Raw genomic sequence first — 25,576 nt, forward strand, 5'->3', positions numbered from 1 at the left:
GCGGTGAGGCCAGCTGTCAGCGACCGACGGCGTCGTCCGGGTTTTCGTCCCTGGCGGCGCCGTTTGTGTTGTCCCCCGGTTGTTGGACGCCCAGATGCGAGACGACGCCGAAGTACCGCAGGCCGCGGGCACGCCGGTTGAAGGTGAGCCGGAGCTGCTGGGCGCGGATGATCCAGATCATTCCGATCACTGCGGCGATGATCCCGGACGCGGCCGCCACGGAAAGGGACCACCGGGGGCCAGCGGCGTTGGCCACCCATCCCACCAGCGGGGCGCCTATGGGTGTGCCGCCCATAAAGATGGCCATGTACAGGGCCATGACCCTGCCCCGCATGACGGGATCGGTGGTGGTCTGGACGTAGCCGTTGGCGCTGGTCATCATGGTGATCGCGAACAGGCCCACCGGCACCAGCGCGACGCCGAACCAGAAGTAGTTCGGGGCGAGCGCCGCCAGCCCCGACGACACGCCAAAGGCAGCCGCCGCGCCGAAGATCATCCGAAGGCGGGGTTCGCCACGGCCGGCGGAGAGCAGCGCGCCCGCCACGGACCCGATGGCCATGATGGAATTCATAAGCCCGAAGGCGCTGGCGTCCAGCCCGAACTCCGTGCCCACCATCGCGGCAATGAACAGTACGAAGTTAAGCCCGAGTGTGCCCACAATGAACACGGCTACGAGGACCACCAGAATGTCCGGCCGGAACCGGACGTAGCGCAGCCCTTCCCTGATGCGGCCCTTGCCCGGGGCCGCCCGGGGAAGCCGGCGCAGCGACGCGGAGGGGATTTTCCACAGGCTTAGGAGCATGGCCAGGAACGTGGCGGTATTGATCAGGAACACCCAGCCAGGACCTACAGCCACGGTGAGCACGCCGGCCACGGCGGGTCCGATCATGCGGGCGACATTGAAGGAGGCGCTGTTCAGGGCCACGGCGTTGGGCAGGTAGTCGTCCCGCACTAGTTCGGACACGAAGGTCTGGCGGACCGGGGCATCGAGCGCGGACACCATGCCCAGCAGCAGGGCAAAGCCGTAGACGTGCCACAGCTGGCCGGCGCCGAGCACCACCAGGATGCCCAGGCCGGCGCTCAGGAGGGCCATCATTGACTGCGTCATGATCAGCAGCTGCCGGCGGCTGTACCGGTCAGCCACGAGGCCGGCTATGGGCGCCAGGAACAGCTGTGGTCCCAGCTGCAGCGCCATGGTGATGCCCATGGCTCCGGCGTCGTGCTCGGTGAGGTGGTCAAACACCAGCCAGTCCTGGGCCGTCCGCTGCATCCAGGTTCCGATGTTGGAAACCAGTGCGCCGATGAACCAGATCCGGTAGTTGAGGATGTGCAGGGATTTGAAGGTGGACATCAGTGCCGGCCTTCATGGTTCTCAACCCTGCGCATTCTCAACTGCTTAGTCAGCCTCGCCGGCGGGTTCGTCGTCCTCGGCGTCTTCGTCATCGGACCCCGAAGCGTCGGCCGGCGAAGTGTCCGGCTCCGAAGCGGAAGCAACAGCAGCGCGCGGTTCCTCTTCCTCCGCCGCCTGTGCGTCCTCGGGGCGGACGCGCTCTGCCCACGGCACCCACTCCGGGGAAAGGATGGAATCCTCCGACGGCAGGAGGCCAAGTTCGCTGACCGTGACCACCTTGGAGCGGGAGTTCCTGGTCAGGACCGCATACCACTGCCAGCCGTCGTAGCCGGCCATTTTTGATTCGAAGAGGTGGGTGACCAGGCGGTCGCCCTCACTTCTGGCAGCCAGGTGCGCACCGATGTCCGACGCCGCCGTGATGCCTTCGATGGCGGTCCGCGCCTCGCCAACGGCAGCAGCGAGGAAGGCGTCCGGCTTGCCGGTCCGCCACACGGGCACGCCGGTACGGCGCTTGGCCTCAGCTTTGGCGCCCACCGTCTCCGGTGCCGTGGTGTCCGGCTGTTCAGCTTCCGCGTTCATGGTCAAGACCTAAACGTCCAGCTCGTCGGCAACCTTACGCAGGGCAACCGCGATGGCCTTGCCCTTGTTGCCTTCCGGGTACTTACCCGCGGACAGGGTTCCGGAAAGGTTGTCCAGCACGCTGACCAGGTCCTGGACGAGCGGCGCGAGGTCCCGGGCGCTGGGCCGCTTGGCCTTGGCGATGGACGGCGTTTTGTCCAGGACGCGCAGGCCCAGGGCCTGCGCACCCTTGCGGCCGTCGGCAACGCCGAACTCAACGCGTGTGCCTGCCTTCAGCTCCGTAATGCCTTCGGGCAGCGATGATTTGGGCAGGAAGACTTCCTGGCCGTCCTCGCCTGCGAGGAATCCGAAACCTTTTTCCTTGTCATACCACTTGACCTTGCCGGTAGGCACGTAATCAACCTTCTTCGTTCTGACGTCTTCTGACACGGCCGGCAGTCACCGCATCCGCACTGATGTGCGGGTTCAGGGTATGACAGCAACGGACCGTGTTGGTCTGTTCCTCAAGGTTATCCTGCCGGGACCCGGAATCCTGCTTTCACGCACGCATCATCCCGCCGCCTGCCGCGGTAGCGGGCCCGAGGCTCACGGCCGCCTGTGGCGCCACCACCGGTCACCCGGCTGTTAGCGTTACCTGCATGACACCCTCGCGATACCGGCGCCCACTGATGATCTGCGCAGCGGTAGTTGCCATACTTTCCCTCGTGGCGGTGGGCGCAGTCATGGCGCTGGCCTTCGCAGGCTCCGCTGCTCCGGCCTGGGTCACCGCCGCCGCCTTGTACGGGTTGCCTGTGGCGTTCCTGCTGATGCTCTTCCTGGTGCTGGACAGCGTGGCCGGCCGGCGCCGGGCAGGAAAGTCCAGCGGGCGGTAACGTTGGACTGATGTCCCTTATCCGCGCGCTCAGCAAAGAACTGGAAGCACGCAGCGATGACTCGTTGCGGGCGCTCTTCGCAGCGCGGCCGGACCTTATGTCCCCCGCGGTTCCTGACTTTTCCGCCCTGGCCGCCCGGGCAAGCGCGCGGGTCAGCGTCCAGCGTGCGCTCGAACGGCTGAACAGGCCGCAGATGCAGGTGCTGGAAACCCTGCATCTGTGCACCAACACGGACACCGAACACAGCGCATCTGCGGCGGGCGTCCGGAAACTCATTGCAGGATCCACGGTGGCGGCGCTGGAACGCATCCTGGCCTCGCTCCAGGAACTCGCTTTGGTGCACCGGGCCGAGCCGCCGAATGGAACGGCGGCTTCGGGCCATCGGCAGCGCTACTACCTGCCGGTGGGAAGCCTCAAGGACGTGGTGGGAATCTATCCTGCGGGGCTGGGGCGCAGCTACACCGAGCTGGTCAGGCTTCAGCCCGCGTTTGCCCAGCGGGTAGTCCAGCTCGTTGCGGAGCTGCACCGCAGCGGCGTCTCCATCCAGAACGCCACCACCCCCATGGAGGCAGCCCTGGCGCTACAGCATTGGACATCCTCGCCCGAGGCACTCAGCGCAGCTCTGGCCGGAGCCCCGGAACGCACGACGGCGTTACTCGCCAAATTCCGCAACTGGGCGATGGGTGCCGTCCCCCAGGCGCAACGGAAAGCGTCGGTCTCGAACCAGGGCGCCGACGTCGGGCCCGTGGACTGGCTCCTGGCCCGCGGCCTGCTGGTCCCCTTGGACGCCGCGCACGTGGAACTTCCGCACAGCGTGGGGCTGTCGCTGCGTGGCGGCGCCATCATCAATGACTTTTCCCTTTCCCCTCCGGTTCCGGAGCTGGGCAGCACTACCGCCGCACTTCGCCGGAACGCGGCGCTGGGCGCCATCGCTGAAACCCTCCGGCTGATGGGTGATCTGCTCCATGCCGTCCGCGAACAGCCGCTGGCCACGCTGCGAAGCGGCGGCGTAGGCGTCCGGGAAATGAAGCGGCTGGCCGAGACGCTGCGCATCGACCAGCACCGGGCGGGCCTGCTGCTGGAAATCAGCGCCCTCTCCGGCCTGTTGCGCCTTGATGTGGACTCGTCCTCCTGGGTGCAGCCCCCGCAGCTGGAGTGGCTGTCCCTCCCCCGCCAGGAGCAGTGGCTGTGGCTGGTCAACGCCTGGCTCGCGAGCGAGCGTGTGCCCTCACTCGTGGGTCAGCCCGTTACCGGCCCGGGCGGCGTTCCCGCCGTGCACCGTGCCGTGGCCGGGAATACCGTCAATGCCCTTTCAGCGGAAGCGCAGCGGCCGGATGCCCCGGTGGTCAGGAAGCGGATCCTGGAAATTCTGGAGGAGCTCACGCAGGAAGCTGCCGCTGCGGACGGCACGGCGCCGGTCCTCGACGCCGCGGCAGTGCTCCAGCGGGCTGAATGGACGCAGCCGCGGATGGCCCGCCGGTTCAGTTCCCTGATCAGGGGTGTGCTGGCCGAAGCAGAGCTGCTGGGATTGATCGGCTCCGGTGCGTTGAGCCAGCTGGGCAGCGCCATTGCCGAGGACAATCCGGACGAGGCCCTGGGCATCCTGGGAGAGCACCTGCCCGCGGCGCTGAACCACGTCCTGCTCCAGGCGGACCTGACGGCAGTTGCCCCGGGTTACCTGGCTCCGGAGCTGGCGGAAAAGCTGTTGGTAATGGCCGACGCCGAGGGGCAGGGGCCCGCCACCATCTACCGGTTCTCCGCCAACTCGGTCCGGCGCGCCCTGGATGCCGGGCATGACGCATCGAGCCTGCTGGAGTTCCTGCGTGAGCACTCGGCCACGGCAGTGCCCCAACCCCTGGAATACCTGGTGGAGGACACCGCGTCCCGGCACGGCCGGCTCCGGGTGGGAACGGCCGCCAGCTTTATCCAAAGCGATGATGAGGCAACGGTGCTGGAGCTGGCGGCGGAGTCCAAGGCAGCCGGGTTGGGGCTGGCCCGGATTGCGCCGACCGTGCTGATCTCCACGGCTCCGCCGCGGGAAACGGCGCAGGTCCTGCGCGGACTGGGGCTCTCGCCGTCGGTGGATCAGGCCCAGCCCGGAGTGGTCCGGCTCCGCCGCATCGCCGGCGTTCCGGGCAGCACCCGCCCCGTCTACACAGCGCCGCGGACCGCGCCAGCGGAGGACGACGTCGCTGCGCAGCTCGCCGTCCTGCGGAACGGGCGGTCCGAAGCCAACGGAAACCACCCACCTGCAGTGCCGGGTACCGGCGAAACCGCAACCCAGCTTGGCCTGGAGACCCTGCAGCGGGCTATCCGGCTTAAGCAGCGTGTGAGCATGAACGTAGTGGACAGCCAAGGGAATTGCTGCCTGGAGACAGTTGTTCCCCTCTCCGTAACCGGCGGACGCGTCAGGGTCTTCGATCCTGTCAAGGAAACCGAGCGGGTGCTCTCCATCCACCGCATTATCGACATCGAGGCCGCAGAAGAACTGCGCCAGTGAAGGACGCCCCCGCGTGAACGACGGCCCGCTGATCGTCCAAAGTGACAAAACCATCCTGCTCGAAGTGGACCACGAACTGGCCACCGAGGCGCGCCACGCGATCGCCCCCTTCGCCGAACTGGAGCGCGCTCCGGAGCACATGCACAGCTACCGCCTGACCCCCTTGGGCCTGTGGAACGCGCGCGCCGCCGGATTGGACGCGGAGAAGGTCCTGGACACCCTGCTCAAATACTCGCGGTTCCCGGTACCGCATTCGCTGCTGATCGACGTCGAAGAGACCATGTCCCGGTACGGGCGGCTGCGGCTGGAGAAGGACCCACAGCACGGCCTGGTGATGCGCACGGACGACTACCCGGTGCTGGAAGAGGTCATCCGGGCCAAGAAAATCCAGCCCCTGCTGGGGCCGCGGATCGACGGCGAAACCATTGTGGTCCATTCCTCACAGCGCGGCCAGCTCAAGCAGCTGCTGCTGAAAATCGGGTGGCCGGCGGAGGACCTGGCCGGCTACGTGGACGGGACACCGCACCTGATCGCCCTGAATGAGGACGGCTGGAAGCTCCGTCCTTACCAGCAGCTCGCCACCGAGAATTTCTGGGCCGGCGGCAGCGGCGTGGTAGTGCTGCCCTGTGGGGCCGGGAAGACTCTGGTGGGTGCCGCGGCCATGGCCACGAGCTCCACCACCACCCTCATCCTGGTGACGAACACCGTGGCCGCCCGGCAATGGAAGGACGAGCTGCTCAAGCGGACGTCGCTGACGGAGGATGAAATCGGCGAGTACTCGGGCTCAGTCAAGGAGGTCCGACCGGTCACCATCGCCACCTACCAGGTCCTCACCACCAAACGCGGCGGCCTGTACGCGCACCTGGAGCTCCTGGACGGCCACGACTGGGGCCTGATCATATATGACGAAGTCCACCTCCTGCCGGCGCCGATCTTCCGGATGACCGCGGACCTGCAGGCCCGCCGCCGGCTGGGCCTCACCGCCACCCTGGTCCGCGAGGACGGCCGCGAAGGCGAGGTCTTCAGCCTGATCGGGCCCAAGCGGTATGACGCGCCTTGGAAGGACATCGAAGCGCAGGGCTACATCGCCCCCGCGGACTGCGTGGAGGTCCGGATTGACCTGCCCCGGGACGAACGCGTGGCCTACGCCATGGCCGAAGACGCGGACAAGTACCGGCTGTGCGCGACGTCCGAGTCCAAGACCCTGATTGTGGAACAGCTGGTGGCCCGCCACCAGGGCGAGCAACTGCTGGTGATCGGGCAATACATTGACCAGCTGGACGAGATCGGCGAGCGCCTGCAGGCTCCCGTCATCAAGGGCGACACCTCGGTGAAGGAACGGCAAAAGCTCTTCGATGCCTTCCGCGCCGGCGACGTGCACACTCTGGTGGTGTCCAAGGTGGCCAACTTCTCCATCGACCTGCCGGAGGCCTCGGTGGCCATCCAGGTTTCAGGTTCTTTCGGGTCGCGGCAGGAGGAAGCCCAGCGGCTGGGCCGGCTGCTGCGCCCCAAGAAGGACGGCCGGGCCGCCCGCTTCTACTCGTTGGTGGCCCGGGACACCCTGGACCAGGATTTCGCGGCCAAGCGGCAGCGCTTCCTGGCTGAGCAGGGGTATGCCTACCGGATCATGGACGCCAAGGATGTCGGCGCCGGCTAGAAGGTCGCCCGGTGTTCCTGCCTGACGGTCCGGGTTGCCACCATCACAAGCAGACTCCCCATGGAACACCCACCATCCATCCAGAAAACTCACAGTTTCTGGGAGCATGATGGGAGCATGAAGAAGACCGGCCCAGAAGCCAAGCTGCTAGTTGTTGATGACGAACCCAACATCCGCGAGCTGCTGTCCACCTCGCTCCGCTTCGCAGGCTTTGAGGTGGTCTCTGCCGCCAACGGCCGCGACGCGCTGGCCGCCGCCGAGCTCCACACACCCGATCTGGCGGTACTGGACGTGATGTTGCCGGACATGGATGGCTTCACCGTCACCCGCAAGCTGCGGGCTTCGGGCCAGCACTTCCCGGTCCTGTTCCTTACGGCGAAGGACGACACCGAGGACAAGGTCACCGGCCTCACGGTGGGCGGGGACGACTATGTCACCAAGCCGTTCAGCCTGGACGAAGTAGTGGCCCGCATCCGCGCGGTCCTGCGCCGGACCCAGCCCATGCTCGACGACGACGCCGTGATCCGGGTGGACGACCTGGAGCTCGACGACGACGCCCACGAGGTGCGCCGCGGCGGCACCGTGATTGAACTGTCCCCCACGGAATTCAAGCTCCTCCGCTACCTCATGCTGAACCCGAACCGGGTGCTGTCGAAATCCCAGATCCTTGACCACGTCTGGGAGTACAACTTCAATGGCGACGCCTCGATCGTGGAGTCCTACATCTCCTACCTCCGGCGCAAGGTGGACATTGATCCGGACGCACCGGCCCTGATCCAGACCAAACGCGGAGTGGGCTACGTGCTCCGGACGGCAGAGAAGCGCTGACCTTGCTGCAGCGGTGGAAATCGGCCTCGCTGAGGTCCCAGCTGGTGGCCATGATCATGGCACTGCTGATTGTTGCGCTGACTGCGACCGGAGCCGGCACCCTGACGCTGCTGCACAGCTACCTCCAGGCACAGGTGGATGACAAGCTGTACGCCGCCGTGGACCTCGCCAGCAAGCAGCGCTCGTTCACCCAGCTGCAGGCACCCACCAACCCGATGGTACCCACTGACTACTCGCTGATCCTTTACACCCCCGGTGGGGAGCCCCAGCTGTTGGGCGGCAATCCGGATGACCACCCCGACATCTCAACCATCTCCGTTGAGGACGCCCAGGACAGGGCCGCGCGTCCTTACCAGGTGCGCGGCACGGACGGCCACAACTGGCGGGTGGTCGCGGTGACCGTGCTCTATATCGGCCAACCCGCTGTTGTTGTCATCGGATTGCCGCTGCAAAGTGTGGACGATGTCCTCAAGCACGCCACCCTGGTGGTCACCGGCGTCGGCCTGCTCACCCTGCTGCTGGCCTCCCTGATCGCCAGTTGGACCGTGTCGCGGTCGTTCCGGCCACTGGGCAAGGTGGAAAGGACCGCGGCCGCGATTGCCGCCGGCGACCTTTCCAGGCGTGTGGACGTCGAGCATCCCGGCACCGAAGTGGGGCGGCTCGGCAGTTCACTGAACGCCATGCTGGCGCACATCGAGACGGCCTTCGCCGCCCGGACAGCTTCCGAAGGCAGAATGCGCCGGTTCGCAGCAGACGCCTCCCACGAGCTGCGTACCCCGCTCGTGACCATCAGGGGTTTCTCCGAGCTCTATCGCCATGGCGCGCTGGCCACCGACGATGACGTGGCCACGGCCATGGGGCGGATCGAAAGCGAAGCCAAACGGATGGGTTCAATGGTGGAGGACCTGCTCCTGCTGGCGCGCCTGGACGAACAGCGTCCGCTCCAGCAAAAGCCCGTCGATCTGCAACTGATCGCCCACGACGCGGTGGTGGACACACAGGCAAGCGACCGCTTTCGTCCCATCTCCCTGACCGGCCTTGCTGAGGATCGGGCCGCACCCGCTCCCGTGCTCGGTGACGAAGCAAAACTGCGACAGGTGGTGGGGAACCTCGTGGGGAACGCCCTGCGCTACACCCCGGACGGCAGCCCGATCGAACTCGCCGTCGGGGTTCGGACCTCCGACGGCGGGCAGCCACTCGCCGTGATCGAGGTGCGGGACCATGGCCCCGGCATTTCAGAAGAGGATGCGTCCAAGGTGTTCGAGCGTTTCTATCGGGCGGACACGTCCCGGACGCGTGAAACCGGCGGCAGCGGCCTGGGACTCGCGATTGTCGCGGCCATCGTGGGATCGCACGGCGGGTCCGTCCGGGTGGAAACGACCGACGGCGGCGGGGCTACCTTGGTGGTCAGCCTGCCTGTCAGGGACGACGCCACAGACGAGGCTCCGTCCGGCGATGAGCACCTACTGGACGCGACTCCGGGCTGGACGTCCGCCCAGCATGGCGATCCTCTGGACGGAGGCCACGGCGACGGCAAGGTTATCCACATATAGCCATGGAGCGTGGCGCGCGGGCAGTGCCCGTCCGTAGGCTCGCTGTAGTGGCCCGGAGCAGCCGGGCGGGCAGCATATGCTGTCCCACTACTTCGAGAGGCAGCTAGCCATGAGCATCATTTCCGTCGACACCGAACTCCTTCAGCTCAAGTCGGCCAACGTCAAAGCAACGGTGGACCGGATCAGCTCGGACGTGCAGACCATGAAGCGGGGCCTGGACGAACTGCAGTCCACCTGGCGGGGCTCGGCTGCCAACAACTTCCAGGCCCTGGTGACCGAGTGGACCCTCACCCAGGGCAAGGTGGAGGCGTCACTGGCATCCATCAACATGGCCCTGGCATCGGCAGCGTCCACCTACGCCCAGGCCGAGCAGGGCAACACCCAACGCTTCAGCTGAGTCCGCGGCCGAAAGTGCGCTCTAGGCCTCCGGCGTACCCTGGCGGAACCGGAGCCGCCACCTGTTGCCGTCCAAGACCCACAGTGAGCTATGGAGAGCCGTGCCTGGGCGCGAGTAGCTTCGGCACGTCAGCAGGATCGCGCTGGTGCCGATGCGGTCCGCACCCAGGATCTCCAGCTCGGCGTGCTGCACTGGTTCCTCTTCGAGTGCCATCATCGTGGCGTCACGGGTCCAGACTCTGCCCGACGTTCCGATCTCCATGAAATCAGGGTGGAGGAGGACGCCGGTACGGCCGATGTCGCCACGGATGTCGGGGCCCGACAATTCGCGTTCGAGGGCCTCGACGATCGCCTCGGGGCTCATCTCAGCCCCGGCGGACTCCGCCGGGATGAACGATTCGCTCTCCAGTTCGCTGAAGAGGTCCGGCTCGTCGTAGGGGTCTTGATTCAAGAGGTCCTGGCCGTACGAGCCCTGACCGCCGGCGACAGCACCGCCGGCGACTTTGGTGGCCGCCTGCAGGCTGGCTGCAGTGACGGCGTCGGGGCCGGCCAGCGCAGCGACTGCCCCGGAGCTGACGGCAACGCGGCTATCAACTGCTGGGCCAACTGCGTCCGGGGCTCCAGCGAAGCCTGGGCCTGACCGCGCTGCCACACCCTGCTGGTACGCGGTGGCAGCGGCACGCGCGCGGACATCGGCTGCCTCATTGAGGTCGTGGCCGGCGTGGCCTTTGACCCATTCGAAGGTGTATTTCCGGCCGGCGATTTCCCGGTCAAGTTCCTTGAGCAGCTCCACGTTCAGGACGGGTTTGCCGTCGGCCTTCCGCCAGCCCTTGCGTTTCCACCCCGGCATCCACTTTGTGATGGAGTTGATCACGTACTGGCTGTCGCAGAGAACCCTCAGGTCCTCTTCCGGGACGTGCGCGGTGGCACGGAACAGATCCAGCACAGCCATTAGCTCGCCCTGGTTGTTGGTGCCGTGCGGCCATCCCCCGGCGCGCCAGCAGTCGTCGTTCACATACCAGGCCCAACCGGCCGGGCCGGGATTTCCTAGAGCCGAACCGTCGGCCGCTGCAGTAATTGTCACGGAACCATCCTGCCAGACACCGCCGACAACCGGTTCAGCCAACATCCGGGAAACCGCTTACCGAAAAGTCTGGACGCCAAAGTCGAAGCGCGGCAGAATCGGAATCCTGACCTGGAAAGCGCTTTCTCAGTCGAAGCTTCCCCGCCGGCACCGATGCCGTCACGGGAACCCGAGCGGGGTGGACCTCCACCCTTTTGAGGAAGGCACATCAATGAAGATTCAGGCCATCAGCCGCAGGAGATTCCAGTTCGGCGCAGTCGCCATCGCTGTCTCACTGCTCGCCACAGGCTGCGGTGCACCCGCCGGCTCCAGTGAAGGCAGCGAAGTCACCCTGCGGTTCGCCTGGTGGGGCAACGAGTACCTCAACGCGCAAACAGAGAAAGTCATCGACGCGTTCGAGGCCGAACATCCGAACATCAAGATCGAATCCGCGCCGGGCGAATGGGCCAGCTACTGGGACAAGCTGGCCACCACCACCGCTGCCAATGACGCACCGGATGTCATCCAGATGGATCAGAAATACATCGCCGAATACGGTGGCCGGGGGGCACTGCTGGACCTGTCCAAACAGAGCGGGATCGACACCTCCAAGCTGGACAAGGAATCCTTGGCGTCCGGCCAGTACAACGACGCACAGTACGGGTTGAGCACCGGGAAGAACGCCTACGTCATCATGGCGAACACCAAGGTCTTCGAGGCAGCAAACGTGCCTGTCCCCGACGACTCCACCTGGACCTGGGACGACTTCATGGACACCGCCGCGAAACTCAGCGCGGCCGGTGACGGAAGGAGCTACGGCGCGGCCTATGGCAGCAACGAGGCAGACCTCATCATTTGGCTTCGGCAGCACGGCGAGAACCTCTACTCCCAGGACGGGAAACTGGATTTCGACACCGCTACGGCCGCTGCGTTCTGGGAGCGGCTGAAGGAGCAGCGCGATTCCAAGGCAAGTCCACCGGCCTCTGTGGCCACCGAGGACTCCGGCGCTGGGCTTGAGGAGAGTCTGTTCGGCACGAACCGGGTGGGTATGGCCTGGTGGTGGACCAACCAGCTGGGATCGCTGGAAACCACCACAGGCAGCAGCCTCAGGATGCTCCGCGCCCCCAGTACCGACGGAAAGTCTGCGGACAACGGCATGTACTACAAGCCCACCATGTTCTGGTCCGCGTCCTCACGGTCCAAGCACCCGGAAGCAGCCGCAACCTTTATCAATTACCTGGCCAACAGCCCCGCCGCAGGCGCCATCCTTATGACAGACCGCGGAGTCCCGAGCAACTCTGAAATCGTCAAGGGCATCACCCCTGCCCTCAAGCCGGCAGACACCACCGTGGTGGCCTTCCTGAAGGCCATTGCGCCGGACATAGCCGACGCACCTCCCGTCCCGCCGGTGGGTGCCGGTAGCGTCCAGAACGTCATCAAGCGGTTCACCGATGAAGTCCTGTACAACCGGATGACTCCGCAGACGGCCGCCGAAGCGTTCAAGAAGGAAGTCGAAGGAATGCTGGCCACGGCCCGCAAGTAGTGGAAATAGATGCGGCCCCCTCCAGTGGAGGGGGCCGCATCATTGTTTGCGCGGAACGTGGTCCGGGCGCTGGGGACTAGAAGCCGCCCATGCCGCCCATGTCGTCGCCGCCACCCATGGCCGGAGCGTTCTTCTCCGGCTTGTCAGCCACAACGGCCTCGGTGGTGAGGAACAGACCAGCAATGGAAGCCGCGTTCTGCAGGGCAGAGCGGGTTACCTTGACCGGGTCGTTGATGCCGGCAGCCAGCAGGTCGACGTATTCGCCGGTTGCTGCGTTCAGGCCGTGGCCTGCAGGCAGGCCGCGGACCTTGTCGACAACAACGCCAGGCTCGAGGCCGGCGTTGAAAGCGATCTGCTTCAGCGGGGCGTCGATGGCAACACGGACGATGTTCGCACCGGTTGCTTCGTCACCTGTCAGGTTCAGGTTCGCGAACGCCTTGGCGCCGGCCTGGATCAGCGCAACGCCGCCACCGGCGACGATGCCTTCTTCAACAGCAGCCTTCGCGTTGCGGACAGCGTCCTCAATGCGGTGCTTGCGTTCCTTGAGCTCAACTTCGGTTGCGGCACCGGCCTTGATGACTGCAACGCCGCCGGCCAGCTTGGCCAGGCGTTCCTGCAGCTTCTCGCGGTCGTAGTCCGAATCGGAGTTTTCGATCTCGGCACGGATCTGGGAAACGCGGCCAGCGATCTGGTCGGCGTCGCCGGCACCTTCAACGATGGTGGTCTCGTCCTTGGTGACAACAACCTTGCGGGCGCGTCCCAGGAGTTCCAGTCCGGCGGTCTCCAGCTTGAGTCCGACTTCCTCGGCGATGACCTGGCCACCGGTGAGTACAGCGATGTCGGCCAGCTGGGCCTTGCGGCGGTCGCCGAAGCCCGGAGCCTTGACGGCAACGGACTTGAAGGTGCCGCGGATCTTGTTGACGATCAGGGTGGCCAGGGCCTCACCCTCGATGTCCTCGGCAATGATCAGCAGCGGCTTGTTGGACTGCATGACCTTTTCCAGGACAGCAACCAGTTCCTTGACGTTGGAGATCTTGGAGTTGACGATCAGGATGTACGGGTCCTCAAGGACCGTTTCCTGGCGCTCAGTATCGGTCACAAAGTAAGCGGAGATGTAACCCTTGTCGAAGCGCATGCCTTCGGTGAGCTCGAGCTCCAGGCCGAAGGTGTTGGACTCCTCGACGGTGATGACGCCTTCTTTGCCCACCTTGTCGAGGGCTTCAGCGATCAGTGCGCCAATTTCGTCGTCACCGGCGGAGATGGAGGCAGTAGCCGCAATCTCTTCCTTGGTTTCGATTTCCTTGGCGGAGGCCAGCAGCTCAACCGTGACGGCCGCTACAGCCTTCTCGATACCGCGCTTGAGGGACAGCGGGTCAGCGCCGGCCGCGACGTTGCGCAGGCCTTCCTTGACAAGTGCCTGCGCCAGCACGGTAGCCGTGGTGGTGCCGTCGCCTGCGACGTCGTCCGTCTTCTTGGCAACTTCCTTGACCAGCTCGGCGCCGATCTTTTCGTAAGGGTCGTCCAGCTCGATCTCCTTGGCGATGGAAACACCATCGTTAGTGATCGTGGGGGCGCCCCACTTCTTTTCGAGGACGACGTTGCGTCCACGCGGGCCGAGGGTGACCTTGACGGCGTCGGCGAGGATGTTCAGGCCCCGCTCAAGACCGCGGCGTGCCTCTTCATCAAATGCAATGATCTTGGCCATAACGGCAGTAGTCCTTTCGGGACAGTCGTTAAGAATGAACCTCACTGCAGTGCCCGCGACGGACGATCCTTCACCGGCGGCCTCTGTATGCCGCGGCCGGGGATCTCACTCCAGCTAGGTATTTCTCTCGCTCCACGACCGCCACCAAGCTCCGATGCCGGAAAACCGGACGTTGCTTTAGCAGTCGGTACGTAAGAGTGCTAACTCAATAATTAGCACTCCCTAGGTGAGAGTGCAAGCGAAAGGCCCCGCAAATGGCGCCGTCAGGGCGCCCTGTTCGCCACCGGCGATCAGCCTGCTGCCCGGCCTGCAGTCTCACGGCCGGTGAGCACCGCCCTGTTGTCTGCGCCGTATGTGAACACCATGTAGTTGGCCGTGGTGATGTCACCGTTGGCGTCGAAGGCAACCGGCCCCGATTCGCCGTCGTAATTAATGCCGGCCCCGGTCTTCAGGACCGCGAGGCAATCGGTGTAGGACAGGCACGGCTTGGTGGCCGGGCCAGAGGCCTGCGCGGCGGGCTGCCCGCCTGCTGTCCCGCCGGAGACGGCGATCAGGTTGGCGGCAATGGAGCGGCCGGCATCGTCGTCAGCCTTTGCTGCGGCCAGGGCCGCGAGGTTCACGGCGTCGTAGGTCTCTGCGGCGAACGAAAGGTCTTTCAGTGCAGGGTTGACCGCCACAAGACGGGCTTGGAAGTCTGCGGACGGCAACAGACCCGGCACCACTGCACGGGCGCCGTCGAGGGCCTTGGATCCCAGCCCCGAACCGTACTGGGCGAAAGCGCCGTCGCTCAGGATGATGCTCTTGCCCGGGAGCCCTGCGTTATTGAGCTCTGCGAGGGCACCCTGGGCGTCGTCCCTGGCGATCAGCACTACCGCGTCAGGTGAGGCGGCCTTGACAGCGGCTGCCGCGTCCCCGGCGTCGCCGGGCTTGAAGGCGGTGGTGGAGACGGTGTCCAGGCCGGCGTTTTTGGCGGCGCCGGCCACCGCGGCAGCTACGTCTTTTCCGTAGCCAGAGTCCTGGTGGATCACGGCAAGGCTCTTGGCGCCGCCTTCCTTGGCCAATTTCACCAGCACCGATGCCTGGGCAACGTCCGCAGCCGCCGTCCTGAAGTAATAGCCGCCGCTCTTGTAGCGGGACAGGCCGGCAGCGGAGTTGGCCGGCGAGAGGAGCGGGACGCGCGCAGCCGAGAGGACATCGATGGCGTCGGCGGCGTGGCTCGAATCGGTCGGTCCGATCACCACATCAACTCTGGCTGAGGCCAGATGCCTGGCCTGGGCATCGGCGCCATCGCCGGCGCCCACCACCAGATCAACAGGCCTGCCCTTGTGGCCCCCGGCCGCATTGATTTCCTTGATGGCCAGTTGGGCCGCAGCGAGCTGTGAGTCGTTGAGGAAGGCCTGCTTCCCCGCGCTGTCCTGGATCAGCCCGATCCGCAGCGTGCCGTCACCGGATGCTTCAGCGGATTCAACGCGTGCATTGCCGCCCGACCCGGCGCAGCCGGCCAGGGCCAGCAGGAGGGCCGCCCCTGTAGTTGTGCGGACGATTGTTGAGCGCAAGCTGCGGTGGATCACTGAGCGGGCCGGACGTTTTCTGCCTGGGGGCCTTTCTCGCCTTCGCCGACCTCAAGCTCGACGCGCTGGCCTTCATCCAGGGCCCGGTAACCTTCGCCCTCGATGGACGACCAGTGCACAAAGACATCGCCCCCGGAGCCGTCCACCGTAATAAAGCCGTAGCCCTTTTCGGCGTTGAACCACTTAACCGTTCCCAATGCCATGATGTCCGCTCTTTTCCGTCGTGCCGCCGGTCCCCGTCGGGAGTGTGCCGCTTGTTACGGACCGAAGCCTGAAATCACTCTAGCGACAAGCCGTCCGGAGGGCCGAGCCACCCGGCCGCTCCGGTGCCCAAAAGTTATTCAGGCGTGACCGCGGGGCACTACTGGTAGCCCGGCCCCAGGACAACAACCAAGGGCACCTGGAATTCCTGGGTATCCACCAGCGTGGGAATGTTCAGGAGTTTGGAGACTGCTTCGGCGTTGGCTTCCTGCGCCGGGCCCGCATAGAAAATTGCTGATGTCTGCTGCGGAGCGCCGCCCCAGTTTCCCACCTGGCCCAGCGTCCAGCCATCGGCCTGGACCATCGAGCTGATGCGTCCGGCGAGCCCGGCCGTCCCGGCCGCGTTGTAGATGGCAACACCTTGGGACTTGTCCAGCACAGCCGCGGAGGGAACATCACTGGGCGAAGCGCTCGGCTCTGCGTCCGGACTGTTAGAGGGCTCCGGGTCCGCGGAGGATTCAGCAGTGACCGACGGAGCCGCGCTTGCCTCGGGTGCCGCGGTTGATTCCAGGCTGGTGGAGGCTTCGCTGCCGGCCTGGGTGAACCCGAGCCTGGGAAGGATCAGGAAGGACACCACTCCGATGGCCAATGCCACAATTCCCACCGCCAGGATGGGCCACAGCTTGCGGCGGGCCGGCGCCGAGGCCGCACGGTGGACACCCTGCCGCGAGGCGGACTCCGGAACCTTGTCGAATTCATCCCGAGCGTATTTGGTCATGGTGGGGAGACGTCCTTGTTGATTGCTGCTGATGGCTCAGCACGAGCGTGGTCAGGCGTCGGAACCCAGGCGTCGTGCAGTGCGTGCCCGGTGACGCGACGTACGTAGTCTACGCAATCTCTTGACCAGCATGGGGTCGTGGGCCAATGCAGCCTCGGTGTCAATAAGGGCGTTAAGCAGCTGGTAGTAGTGGGTCGCGGACAGGTCGAACAGCTCCCTGATGGCCTGTTCCTTGGCCCCCGCGTACTTCCACCACTGCCGCTCCAGTGCCAGCATCTGCTGGTCGCGCTCGCTCAGGGGAGAGTCACGGAGGGTAAAATCCGCCAGCAAAGAGCCTCGCTCCTCAGACTCCGGCACGTGCTCCCGAGCAGGTTCCGCCACGGCACACCCCTTCGCTGGTCTTGCTGAATTACCGGTTAAGTTTCAAAATCTCCTCCCCATGTTACGGCGTGAATAACACTGATGTCATTTGCGGCCCGGCTGCAGTGGCCGGTGACCCTGCGAGAATGGGAGCGTGTTTGATTCTGACGCGCTGTTCGAACTGACGGCGGACCCGGCCGAGCCCGTCGGCTTTGCCGAGATGGCCGCTTTGCCGCTCAGTGAGCTGATGGCGGCCGACTGGGCGGAGACGCTGGGCCCCGTGGAGGGTGACCTGCGTGGCGTCCTGAACTTCCTGGCCACCGAAGTTGCCGCGGGGCACCAAGTGCTGCCGGCGCCGTCGAACGTTCTGCGCGCCTTCCGGCAGCCGCTGGCCGGCGTGAAAGTCCTGGTAATGGGCCAGGACCCCTACCCGACGCCGGGCCATGCGATCGGCCTGTCCTTCGCCGTTGACGGGCGGACCCGGCCCATCCCGCGGAGCCTGGCGAATATCTACCGCGAACTGGAGGCCGATCTTGGCCTTCCCGCGCGCGTCCACGGCGACCTGTCCGCCTGGGCCAACCAGGGGGTCTTGCTGCTTAACCGGGTCCTGAGCGTCCGTGCCGGGGCTGCCGGCTCCCACCGGGGCAAAGGCTGGGAGGCCATCACGACGGCGGCAGTCACCGCGGTTGCCAGCCGGCGCACGTCCGACCGCGGGCCGGCGCCGCTCGTGGCGGTACTGTGGGGCAAGGACGCGGAGAGCGTCCGGCCCCTCCTGCCGGGCGCGGCGGTCGTGTCCAGCGCACACCCCAGCCCGTTGTCGGCGTCGCGCGGATTCTTCGGCTCCCGGCCCTTCACCACCATCAACCAGCTGCTGCAGGACCAGGGCTGCCCTGGCGTAACCTGGGAACTCCCCCCGGCCCCTTAGCTTAGGGTTACCTTATGAGCACTGTTCCGGCCGCCACCAACGCCACAAAAAATACACGTCCGCAGATCGATCTCACGGTCATTCGGCGGGAAGAACTCTCGCCCCACATGGTCAGGATCGTGGCAGGCGGCACGGGTTTTACCGCCTACGTGAACAACAGCTTTGTGGACCGCTACGTCAAAATTGTCTTCCCGCAGCCCCACATTGACTATGCCCAGCCCCTGGACCTGTGGACCATCCGCGAAACCATGCCCCGCGAGCAGTGGCCCTTCACCCGTACCTACACGGTCCGCTGGGTGGACACCGAGGCGCAGGAACTCGCCATCGACTTTGTGATCCACGGCGCCGAGGGACTGGCGGGTCCGTGGGCGGCTGCTGCCATGCCCGGCGACACCTTCACCTTCACCGGACCGGGCGGTGCCTACAACCCGGCGCCGGACGCGGACTGGTACCTCTTTGCCGGCGACGAAGCCGCCCTTCCTGCGATCGCCGCCGCCATCGAATCGTTGCCTGCTGAAGCGGCCGGCCTGGCATTTATCGAGGTGGACAGCGACGCCGACATCCAGCCCGTCGCGTCCCCGGCGGGGGTTCAGGTGACCTGGCTTCGCCGCAACGGCGCTCCCGCAGGCGCCGGGGACCTTCTGGTTTCCGCGGTGGCTGGCGCCGAGTGGCCCGCCGGCCGGGTCGACGTTTTTGCCCACGGCGAGCGTGGTTACATGAAGGGCCTGCGGGACGTGTTCTTTGTCCAGCGCGGCCTTGAACGGAACCAGGTTTCGCTGTCCGGCTACTGGGCCCAGGGCCGGGTGGAGGACGACTTCCAGGCCGAAAAGAAGCTTCCCGTCGGCAAGGTCTGACCCGTAGCCAGCACTCCGCACCCTCTGACCGATCGCCCAACAAATGGCCCAAAATCTTGTCCGGCGCACCCCACAGGCCTACACTCACAGTAAATGGCACTCCGGCAGCTGCTGATCAGGCTTCCGATTACGCCGTCCGAGCGTCCCGGGGAGCCGTCATGAATGCTACGACCAGGCGATTCCTCCGCCGGGTTTTTGTCTTCTGCCGCGCAGTGGTCAAAACAGCAGTGTTCGCCCCAATGGCCGCCCGGGCAGCATCCGCCCCGGCCCGGATCTGGGCGGCCCTGTCCTGGGCCACCCTCATCTGCCTTGCGGGCTCGGCGTGCCAAGCGGCGCCGGAAGGCCCACCCGTGCAGCCGCAGGAGCAGCCAGCCTCCGAAGAACAGCCTGCCTCCGACTCGAGGTCGGTTCACTTCACCGCAGCCGGGGACATCGGCCTGGGCGGCGGCGCGAAGGCAGTCCTCGATGTGATCGCCGGGCTGAAGCCGGATCTAAACATAGTGCTCGGTGACCTCTCTTACCAGGCCGGAGCCGAGCAAGCGTTCTGCGACATGGTGACCAAGAAACTTGGCCAGGATTTCCCGTATGAGCTGATCACGGGCAACCACGAAAGCGACGGCCACGACGGCGACATCGGCAAGTTCGCCCAATGCCTGCCCAACAGGCTGCCCGGGTTGCAAGGCACGTACGGTACGCAATGGTACGTCGACGTGCCCCGGGACCGCCCCCTGGTGAGATTCATCCTTATTTCTCCCGGGATTGATTTTCCTGGCGGACAGCCCCTGGACTATTCACAGGGCAGCAACCGCTGGCGCTGGACCGAATCTGCCATCGACGGTGCCCGCGCCGCAAACATCCCCTGGACTGTGGTGGGCATGCACACCCCGTGCTTCAGTATGGGAAAGTACGGCTGCCAGCCCGGGGAGCGACTGACGAACATGCTGGTGAGCAAGAACGTGGACCTCGTGCTCACCGGCCACCAACATGTCTATCAGCGGACACGTCAACTCCGCCTGACTGAACGTTGCCCCGTGCTGGTCCCCGGAGAGGCCCGGAACGATTGTGTGGCCGACTCCGACAACGACCTTGCCCAGGGGCAGGGCACGGTCTTTGTCACGGTCGGTGTGGGCGGCGCCGGGCACCACGACGTCCAAGCCGATGATCCTGAGGCAGGCCTGTTTGCTGTCTGGACAGGAAAAAACAGCGATCGGACCCTCGGAACGTTGGACGTGAGGTTGACGCACGCACGCCTGGAGGCGCGCTTTGTGCCCGCCGCCGGATTCACCTTCACCGACGCCTTCGCGATTGAGCGCTAGGGGAAGGCTTTAGTGCCTGGCGCTAGCTAGCGCCTCCGGGCGCGGCGCCGCTCGTTACTGGCAAGGCCGCGTGTCAGCGGCCGCGCCAGGGTGTCGCCGAGGACGATTCCGCCGGCTGTGCCCAGGACGATCGCGCCGGCGTTGAGCATGCCGCCAGCACCAAGGAGAACTTCTGATTCCTCCATGGTCAACACATACATGGACCGGAAAATGGTCAGCCCGGGCAACAGGATCAAGGCCGCCGGGACCGCTACCACCAGCTGTGGTGCGCCCATCTTAAGCGCCACCACGCGCGCCAGCAGGCCGATCGCGACGGCGGCGAGCGCCGGGGAGAACCGGTCACCGACGCCGAGGGACGCGGCGCCCAGCAACACAAAATAGCCCACCACGCCCACACCGGCGGTGGGCAGCAGCAGCTCCCAGGAGGTCTGCTCGGTCACGCCGATGGCCATCACTGCGACGGCGATAAAGGTCACCAGGACCCAAAGGTCGTAGGCAGGAGGGAACGTCTGCGTGACACTAATGGGCTGCATTCCGGTCATCTGGCCCACCACGAATGCCACTGCAATCCCGGCCACAATCGCGCCGAACGTCAGCAAGGTGGACAGAAACCGTCCCGCTGCGGTCACGGGAAAACCGTTGATGGCGTCCTGGACCGAGGAGACGAGGCGTCCCGTGGGCAGGAGCAGGAGGATGCCACCCACCACCACAATCGATGGTGCATTGGTGAGTTCAAAGCGCCACAACAGCAACGCGGTGAGCGTAACGCCGAAGGCGCATGCCGCCGTCGTGAAGAAGTCCGGAACCCGCCACCGGCCCAACTGGCGGGCGAGCAGGCTGACGCCGATGTTGGCCGCGAAGGCAATGCCCGAGGACACAGGGCCGCCGCCGAGGACACCCACAAAGACTGCCGCAAACACGCCGAAGGCTACGGTGACCATCCAGCGCGGAAACGGTTTGGGGCTGGTGATGGCCTCGTCCAGCCGGCGGATCGCCTCATCGCGGCCTACTCCTCCGGCCACGATGTCCGTCACCAGCCGGTGTACCTTGGCCAGCCCGGCATAGTTGTTCGTCCAGGACCGCACCACGCGAAGCAGCGCGATGGGCGTCTGGTCCTTGGGCGCGTAGTTGATGCCCACCGACTGGTTGGTGATGTCCACTTCGATGTTTTTCAGCCCCAGCGCCGCGGTAACGGCAATGATGCTCGTCTCCACTTCCAGGGCGCCTGCCCCGTACCGGAACATGGTCTCGGCCAGGTGCAGGGCAAAGTCCAGGGTCTTGCGTGCGGAAGTGTCCACGCCTCCCACCTGGATCATGGGGTTGGCGTAGGGGCTTCCGGCGAGCCTGTCCACAATGCTCATCGGCGCCGTCGGCGGGTTCTCCCCCCGGACCAGTCGCCGTAGCATCTTCTTGGCCGCAGCGTCCTGGCGGAGCTGGGAGGGTGTCAGCGGCTCTGTTTTGGGCAAGCCGCCGGTGGGAGGCCTGCGCCTTGGGTTTTCAGGTCGATCGGTCACCTTGGTGCTCCTCCCTTTCTGGCAGTTCGTGGATTGGTGCTAGGCCCGGCGTTTCAGTGGCAGTTTGCCCAGCAGCGTGCGGGCCGCCGCGATGGCCGTTCGGACCAGGCGGTTGGCTTGGAAGGCTACCGGCCGCACGGGCATCACGAAGTCACCCAGCAGCTGGACCACGTCGCCACCGAAGCCCTTCTTGAACTCGTAGCCGCCGTGGCCTTCTTCGTCCTGTCCCTGGATGCCGAAGGTGCCGTAGAAGTTGTAGCGCGAGTAGCCTTTGTCCAGGGCGTGCAGCATCATCCCCCAGTACAGCGAGGTGGCGCCGTTGAAGTAGATGTAGTCCTGCTTGGTGCCGCCGATAACGCAGACCACCTCGTCGCCGAAGCAGACGAAGTGGATGGCGGCCACTGTTGCGACTCCCACGGAGTCCGGGAACCGCTCGATGTCCTTGAGGCTGCGTTCGTAGCTGTCCACGAGGTCCTGGACCACTTTGAGGCGGTTGGCCTTCTTTTTGCTGCCGGTCTCTTCCACTTCACGGCGGAGTTCGGCTGCGGACGCGGCTTCCGCTTCCAGTCGCTCGGTGATGGACTTCCGGTACTCGGGGATGTCGATCTTGGCCATCATGAGCTTCGTGAACTCGGCCGAGGTGGTCCGCAGGAGCTGTTCGTAGTATTCGCGTTCCCGGTAGAAGAAGCCCTTCTCGTCCCCCGCGGTGCTCAGCGCGTCGTAGAACTCGTCGAGGGTTTCAAGGGTGGCCTGTTCCAGGAACACGCCGTTCTTTTCAGCCTTCCGGATGGCCTTCCGGGTCCGGTAGCTGGTGCCCATGATGAGCTCCTCGGCGTCCGCGATGGCCTCGAGCTGCTTGATGAACATCCAGTTCACGTTGGCGAAGTTCATGTCCGAGCCCAGATGTTCAAAACCGAGGCCCGCCAGTTCCGCCACGAGCGGCCTGTTGTCCGCGATCTCGGGGTGTTCGGCACCGTCGGCATCGCGGGCGATGTAGGTCAGGTTCGGGGAAATCCGCAGTTCGGCAGCCTTGCGTTCCGCGGCACGTTCCTTAAGGAGTCCGACGACGTCACGCACCAGTGCGGCGTCCGTGTAGTCCAGGAGGGGGCCCTTGGCGCACTCGCACACCTTGTAGCCCCAGCGGTTGGTGGTGTAGTTCAGTTTGCCGGCGGCGACCAGAATGCCGTCGCGCTTGACACCGAACAGCTCCACTGCCTGGCCGCGGGCGCGCTGGAAACGGGTGAAGTCAGCGGACTGGATGAAGTTGTTTTGCGGGTGTTTGAGGGAGAAGGACTCAAACTCGGCATCGCTGAGGACGCTGAGCTGGAGATCGGCTCCGGCTTTGGTGGGATTCACGGAAATAACCTCATCTATGGCTGCGCTGCCGCGTGGGGCAGTCGCTGGCCTTCGTGGTGTGGATGGTGAGCGTGGCTGGCGGGCTGTCAGTAGAACTGCTGGCCGGTGCGTGCGGTTTCGAGCCGGCGGAAGATCCGTTCCGCGCCCTTGACCCACAGGGCATGCCTGACGGGCGACAGCACGTAGTCGTAGCAGCCGACGAAGTCAGTTACCGTCTTCGTGAAGCTCGTCTTGAACATGCCCATGCCGTACAGGTGGTGGGACCTGTCCTTGATCAGGCTGGACGGCGGGGTGCCGCAGAAGTCGTACTCGGTGCAGCCGAGTTCCTGCATTCTTCGGATGGCCTGCCACTGGACCAGATGCGAATCGCCGTACTGCTTCCTGTTCTGGGTGGAGCCGCCGTCCTTGTAGGTTGCCTTGGATCCGTAGTTGATCACAAAGGCGCCCACACTGGGTTTGCCGTCCTCATAAACGAAGAAGAAGTTGCCTTGGCCGCGGGCGCAGAATTCGTCCCAGAACCGGGTGTAGTACTCGAGGCTGCGCAACGGCATGGAACCCTTGGCGTTGACGGTGTCCGCCATCAGGTCATACAGCGCCCGGTACGTTTCCGGGCTTGGCTCCTGCTGCACCACCGCGCAGCCTTCGCGCTCTGCCCGGCGGATCGCGTTGCGGGCGCGGGAGGAGATGGACCGGAACACCTGGTTCTCCGGCGCCGCGATGTCCAGCAGGGCGGTGGAGTCATTGGATTGGATGTTCGGGGCCTTCACCAGGCCGGCGGCGGCGACGTCCGCCCGGGCTTCAGGGGTGGACACAACGTCGGGTTCAATCTTGATGGTGAAGACGTTGAGGTTCCGGCTCCGGGCGAACGCAGCGCACGCGTCCAACACCGGCTTGAGGTCCTCGACGGCAGCCAGGTCAGGGCCCTTGATCAGGTACCACAGGACGCCAAGCACCGGGAATTTCTTCTCCAGCACCAGGTTGTAGCTGGCGGTCCCGGCAGACTCCAGGACCAGGAAGCGGGCGGTCCAGCCGCTGCCGTTCTTCACGGACGCGTAGGCGGCGGACTGCAGCATGTTGCCGCCGTTCGGGTTGGCCGTGACGTGCTTGTCCCAGTTCTCAATTTCCTCCGCTGTGGCAAAGCGGGCGGTGAATTCTCGCAAGGGGGCCGTGTCCAATCTCAGGGGTTTGTGCGCGGTTCTGTACTCGTGGCTACGTGCGGACATGTAGCCACAAGTCTAAAGCCTGATCTGGCCCGGGCGTTTCAGCCCGGTCCCGGGAGTACCTTGACTGGCGGGCAGCGCTTCGCAAGGGTTGACCCATGGAGTCGCCATCAGACAGGTCCGTCCACCAGCCCGAAAATGCCACCGGGATCCCCGGGCGCGGCGCGCAGGTGGCTGCCCTCGTTCTCTTCCTTGCGGCCTCCGCCCTGGTCGCTTGGCTGGGTGCCTTTGCCACGGTCAACAACGTGAACGGGTGGTACGTCGACGCCAACAAAGCTCCCTGGTCGCCACCCAATTGGCTGTTCGGTCCAGTGTGGACGATCCTCTACACAGCCATGGCCGTGGCCGCGTGGCTGGTCTGGCGCCGCGGCAGTCCGGAGTCGCGTTCGGCTCTGGTTATCTACGGAATCCAGTTGTTCCTGAATCTTGTGTGGACGCCGGTCTTCTTCAGCCTGTATCCCCTGATCGGGACGGCCGCTTTGTGGCTGGCTTTTGCCGTCATCCTGGCGCTGATCCTGGCGGTGACGGTTACGGTGGTCCGCTTCGGCCCGCTCAGCAGGCTGGCCGGGATCCTGTTGTTGCCCTACATAACCTGGATCGTGTTCGCGTCGTCCCTCAACCTGTGGGCAGCGCTGAACAACTAGCCGACGTACCAGATGCTGGCGGTGTTTTAGTCTTCGAAGTCCGACAGCGGCGGGCAGGAGCAGATCAGGTTGCGGTCCCCGGCTGCGCCGTCGATGCGGCCTACGGGCGGGAAGTACTTGTCCTGCTTGAGGTGGTGGACCGGGAAGGCAGCCTGCTCGCGCGGGTACGCACGGTTCCAATCGGAACTCACGACGGCGGACGCGGTGTGGGGTGCGTGGCGCAGCGGGCTGTTCTCGACGCTGAAGTCACCACTGGCCACCTGGTCGATTTCCTTCCGGATGGTGATCATCGCGTCGATGAACCGGTCGATCTCCCCAAGGTCCTCGGACTCGGTCGGTTCCACCATCAGCGTGCCCGCCACCGGGAACGCCAGGGTGGGGGCATGGAAGCCGTAGTCGATCAGGCGCTTGGCCACATCCTCAGCCGTCACGCCGGTCTTCGCCGTCAGCTCACGCAGGTCCAGGATGCACTCGTGCGCCACCAGTCCGCCCTCACCGGTGTAGAGGACCGGGAAGTACTCGTTCAGGCGCGCCGCAACGTAGTTCGCCGCAAGCAGCGCCGACTTCGTCGCCTCGGTCAGGCCCTCGGCACCCATCAGCTTCACATACGCCCACGAGATGGGCAGGACGCCCGCGGAACCGTAGTTGGATGCGCTGATCGCCACGCCGTGGCCCGCTTCGTGGGCCGACTTGTTGGCGTCACTGGGCATAAACGGTGCCAGGTGGGCCTTGGCTGCGACCGGACCAACACCGGGGCCGCCGCCGCCGTGCGGGATGCAGAAGGTCTTGT

The 25,576-nt window shown here is 65.3% G+C and carries 23 protein-coding genes and 1 pseudogene; 11 read left to right on the plus strand and 13 right to left on the minus strand.

The window, feature by feature from the left end:
* Positions 1–16: 16 nt before the first annotated feature.
* The 3 genes from DAD99_RS04625 to DAD99_RS04635 are packed head-to-tail and all read right to left on the minus strand — an operon-like array spanning position 17 to position 2,323.
* Positions 17–1,351 (minus strand): MFS transporter, encoded by a 1,335-nt coding sequence (locus tag DAD99_RS04625; RefSeq protein ID WP_193340548.1) that lies wholly within the window; start codon positions 1,349–1,351, stop codon positions 17–19.
* 45 nt (positions 1,352–1,396) lie between these two features.
* Positions 1,397–1,930 (minus strand): DUF3027 domain-containing protein, encoded by a 534-nt coding sequence (locus DAD99_RS04630; RefSeq protein WP_193340549.1) that lies wholly within the window; start codon positions 1,928–1,930, stop codon positions 1,397–1,399.
* Between the two features lie 9 nt (positions 1,931–1,939).
* The gene (locus tag DAD99_RS04635; protein ID WP_193340550.1) at positions 1,940–2,323 is read right to left on the minus strand and encodes a cold-shock protein; all 384 of its coding nucleotides are present in this window, start codon (positions 2,321–2,323) and stop codon (positions 1,940–1,942) included.
* Between the two features lie 245 nt (positions 2,324–2,568).
* Here DAD99_RS04635 and DAD99_RS04640 point away from each other — a divergent pair, with 245 nt between their 5' ends.
* The 6 genes from DAD99_RS04640 to DAD99_RS04665 all read left to right on the plus strand — a co-directional run bounded on the left by DAD99_RS04640 (position 2,569) and on the right by DAD99_RS04665 (position 9,737).
* Positions 2,569–2,802, plus strand: coding sequence for a hypothetical protein (locus DAD99_RS04640; protein ID WP_193340551.1), 234 nt, complete (start codon positions 2,569–2,571; stop codon positions 2,800–2,802).
* A gap of 10 nt (positions 2,803–2,812) precedes the next feature.
* A complete protein-coding gene (locus DAD99_RS04645; RefSeq protein WP_193340552.1) occupies positions 2,813–5,302 on the plus strand; it encodes a helicase-associated domain-containing protein in 2,490 nt (829 codons plus the stop codon).
* Between the two features lie 13 nt (positions 5,303–5,315).
* Positions 5,316–6,959 (plus strand): DNA repair helicase XPB, encoded by a 1,644-nt coding sequence (locus tag DAD99_RS04650; RefSeq protein WP_193340553.1) that lies wholly within the window; start codon positions 5,316–5,318, stop codon positions 6,957–6,959.
* Positions 6,960–7,076: 117 nt separating this feature from the next.
* Positions 7,077–7,787 (plus strand): response regulator transcription factor, encoded by a 711-nt coding sequence (locus tag DAD99_RS04655; RefSeq protein ID WP_193340554.1) that lies wholly within the window; start codon positions 7,077–7,079, stop codon positions 7,785–7,787.
* Between the two features lie 2 nt (positions 7,788–7,789).
* Positions 7,790–9,340 (plus strand): HAMP domain-containing sensor histidine kinase, encoded by a 1,551-nt coding sequence (locus DAD99_RS04660; protein WP_193340555.1) that lies wholly within the window; start codon positions 7,790–7,792, stop codon positions 9,338–9,340.
* A gap of 109 nt (positions 9,341–9,449) precedes the next feature.
* Complete coding sequence (locus DAD99_RS04665) at positions 9,450–9,737, plus strand: WXG100 family type VII secretion target (RefSeq protein ID WP_058932786.1); 288 nt, start codon at positions 9,450–9,452, stop codon at positions 9,735–9,737.
* Positions 9,738–9,758: 21 nt separating this feature from the next.
* Here the strand turns inward: DAD99_RS04665 and DAD99_RS04670 are convergent, their stop codons facing one another.
* A complete protein-coding gene (locus DAD99_RS04670; RefSeq protein WP_193340556.1) occupies positions 9,759–10,820 on the minus strand; it encodes a ribonuclease HI family protein in 1,062 nt (353 codons plus the stop codon).
* A 211-nt stretch (positions 10,821–11,031) separates the two neighbouring features.
* Between DAD99_RS04670 and DAD99_RS04675 the strand changes: the two genes are divergently transcribed.
* Positions 11,032–12,342, plus strand: coding sequence for an ABC transporter substrate-binding protein (locus DAD99_RS04675; protein ID WP_193340557.1), 1,311 nt, complete (start codon positions 11,032–11,034; stop codon positions 12,340–12,342).
* A 76-nt stretch (positions 12,343–12,418) separates the two neighbouring features.
* On the opposite strand, the gene groL is transcribed toward DAD99_RS04675, so the two are convergent.
* The 5 genes from groL to DAD99_RS04700 all read right to left on the minus strand — a co-directional run bounded on the left by groL (position 12,419) and on the right by DAD99_RS04700 (position 16,978).
* The gene (gene groL / locus DAD99_RS04680) at positions 12,419–14,047 is read right to left on the minus strand and encodes a chaperonin GroEL (RefSeq protein WP_058929984.1); all 1,629 of its coding nucleotides are present in this window, start codon (positions 14,045–14,047) and stop codon (positions 12,419–12,421) included.
* 290 nt (positions 14,048–14,337) lie between these two features.
* Positions 14,338–15,603 carry an ABC transporter substrate-binding protein gene (locus tag DAD99_RS04685; RefSeq protein WP_227007667.1) on the minus strand — a complete coding sequence of 422 codons (1,266 nt, stop codon included), beginning with the start codon at positions 15,601–15,603 and terminating at the stop codon, positions 14,338–14,340.
* 11 nt (positions 15,604–15,614) lie between these two features.
* The gene (locus DAD99_RS04690; protein WP_193340559.1) at positions 15,615–15,821 is read right to left on the minus strand and encodes a cold-shock protein; all 207 of its coding nucleotides are present in this window, start codon (positions 15,819–15,821) and stop codon (positions 15,615–15,617) included.
* A 158-nt stretch (positions 15,822–15,979) separates the two neighbouring features.
* The gene (locus DAD99_RS04695) at positions 15,980–16,597 is read right to left on the minus strand and encodes a LytR C-terminal domain-containing protein (RefSeq protein ID WP_185262623.1); all 618 of its coding nucleotides are present in this window, start codon (positions 16,595–16,597) and stop codon (positions 15,980–15,982) included.
* A 51-nt stretch (positions 16,598–16,648) separates the two neighbouring features.
* Positions 16,649–16,978 carry a DUF3263 domain-containing protein gene (locus DAD99_RS04700; RefSeq protein WP_193340560.1) on the minus strand — a complete coding sequence of 110 codons (330 nt, stop codon included), beginning with the start codon at positions 16,976–16,978 and terminating at the stop codon, positions 16,649–16,651.
* Positions 16,979–17,111: 133 nt separating this feature from the next.
* On the opposite strand from DAD99_RS04700, the gene DAD99_RS04705 reads away from it, so the two are divergent.
* From DAD99_RS04705 to DAD99_RS04715, 3 genes are all read left to right on the plus strand, one after another.
* Complete coding sequence (locus DAD99_RS04705) at positions 17,112–17,882, plus strand: uracil-DNA glycosylase (protein WP_309233199.1); 771 nt, start codon at positions 17,112–17,114, stop codon at positions 17,880–17,882.
* Between the two features lie 14 nt (positions 17,883–17,896).
* A complete protein-coding gene (locus DAD99_RS04710) occupies positions 17,897–18,736 on the plus strand; it encodes a siderophore-interacting protein (RefSeq protein ID WP_193340561.1) in 840 nt (279 codons plus the stop codon).
* 158 nt (positions 18,737–18,894) lie between these two features.
* Entirely contained in the window at positions 18,895–20,052 is a 1,158-nt protein-coding gene (locus DAD99_RS04715) for a metallophosphoesterase (protein WP_227007668.1), read from the plus strand.
* A gap of 26 nt (positions 20,053–20,078) precedes the next feature.
* Here the strand turns inward: DAD99_RS04715 and DAD99_RS04720 are convergent, their stop codons facing one another.
* The 3 genes from DAD99_RS04720 to DAD99_RS04730 all read right to left on the minus strand — a co-directional run bounded on the left by DAD99_RS04720 (position 20,079) and on the right by DAD99_RS04730 (position 24,145).
* Positions 20,079–21,566, minus strand: a complete 1,488-nt coding sequence (locus DAD99_RS04720) for a threonine/serine exporter ThrE family protein (RefSeq protein ID WP_193340562.1) — start codon at positions 21,564–21,566, stop codon at positions 20,079–20,081.
* A gap of 39 nt (positions 21,567–21,605) precedes the next feature.
* Positions 21,606–22,922, minus strand: a complete 1,317-nt coding sequence (locus DAD99_RS04725) for a peptidoglycan bridge formation glycyltransferase FemA/FemB family protein (RefSeq protein ID WP_193340563.1) — start codon at positions 22,920–22,922, stop codon at positions 21,606–21,608.
* Positions 22,923–23,008: 86 nt separating this feature from the next.
* A complete protein-coding gene (locus DAD99_RS04730) occupies positions 23,009–24,145 on the minus strand; it encodes a peptidoglycan bridge formation glycyltransferase FemA/FemB family protein (RefSeq protein ID WP_193340564.1) in 1,137 nt (378 codons plus the stop codon).
* A 95-nt stretch (positions 24,146–24,240) separates the two neighbouring features.
* On the opposite strand from DAD99_RS04730, the gene DAD99_RS04735 reads away from it, so the two are divergent.
* On the plus strand, positions 24,241–24,786 hold the full coding sequence (locus tag DAD99_RS04735) for a TspO/MBR family protein (RefSeq protein ID WP_193340565.1): 546 nt from the start codon (positions 24,241–24,243) through the stop codon (positions 24,784–24,786).
* Positions 24,787–24,812: 26 nt separating this feature from the next.
* Here DAD99_RS04735 and DAD99_RS04740 read toward each other — a convergent pair.
* A pseudogene (locus DAD99_RS04740) lies at positions 24,813–25,576 on the minus strand (glycine dehydrogenase (aminomethyl-transferring)); the annotation flags it as partial.

The organism is Pseudarthrobacter sp. AB1, from assembly GCF_014926485.1.
Lineage (GTDB): Bacteria > Actinomycetota > Actinomycetes > Actinomycetales > Micrococcaceae > Arthrobacter.

Bases quoted from the DNA above. Each gene is read 5' to 3' on its own strand.
- DAD99_RS04625 (WP_193340548.1), bottom strand. From the start codon at position 1,351: ATGTCCACCTTCAAATCCCTGCACATCCTCAACTACCGGATCTGGTTC.
- DAD99_RS04630 (WP_193340549.1), bottom strand. From the start codon at position 1,930: ATGAACGCGGAAGCTGAACAGCCGGACACCACGGCACCGGAGACGGTG.
- DAD99_RS04640 (WP_193340551.1), top strand. From the start codon at position 2,569: ATGACACCCTCGCGATACCGGCGCCCACTGATGATCTGCGCAGCGGTA.
- DAD99_RS04645 (WP_193340552.1), top strand. From the start codon at position 2,813: ATGTCCCTTATCCGCGCGCTCAGCAAAGAACTGGAAGCACGCAGCGAT.
- DAD99_RS04655 (WP_193340554.1), top strand. From the start codon at position 7,077: ATGAAGAAGACCGGCCCAGAAGCCAAGCTGCTAGTTGTTGATGACGAA.
- DAD99_RS04665 (WP_058932786.1), top strand. From the start codon at position 9,450: ATGAGCATCATTTCCGTCGACACCGAACTCCTTCAGCTCAAGTCGGCC.
- DAD99_RS04675 (WP_193340557.1), top strand. From the start codon at position 11,032: ATGAAGATTCAGGCCATCAGCCGCAGGAGATTCCAGTTCGGCGCAGTC.
- groL (WP_058929984.1), bottom strand. From the start codon at position 14,047: ATGGCCAAGATCATTGCATTTGATGAAGAGGCACGCCGCGGTCTTGAG.
- DAD99_RS04690 (WP_193340559.1), bottom strand. From the start codon at position 15,821: ATGGCATTGGGAACGGTTAAGTGGTTCAACGCCGAAAAGGGCTACGGC.
- DAD99_RS04695 (WP_185262623.1), bottom strand. From the start codon at position 16,597: ATGACCAAATACGCTCGGGATGAATTCGACAAGGTTCCGGAGTCCGCC.
- DAD99_RS04710 (WP_193340561.1), top strand. From the start codon at position 17,897: ATGAGCACTGTTCCGGCCGCCACCAACGCCACAAAAAATACACGTCCG.
- DAD99_RS04715 (WP_227007668.1), top strand. From the start codon at position 18,895: ATGAATGCTACGACCAGGCGATTCCTCCGCCGGGTTTTTGTCTTCTGC.
- DAD99_RS04730 (WP_193340564.1), bottom strand. From the start codon at position 24,145: ATGTCCGCACGTAGCCACGAGTACAGAACCGCGCACAAACCCCTGAGA.
- DAD99_RS04735 (WP_193340565.1), top strand. From the start codon at position 24,241: ATGGAGTCGCCATCAGACAGGTCCGTCCACCAGCCCGAAAATGCCACC.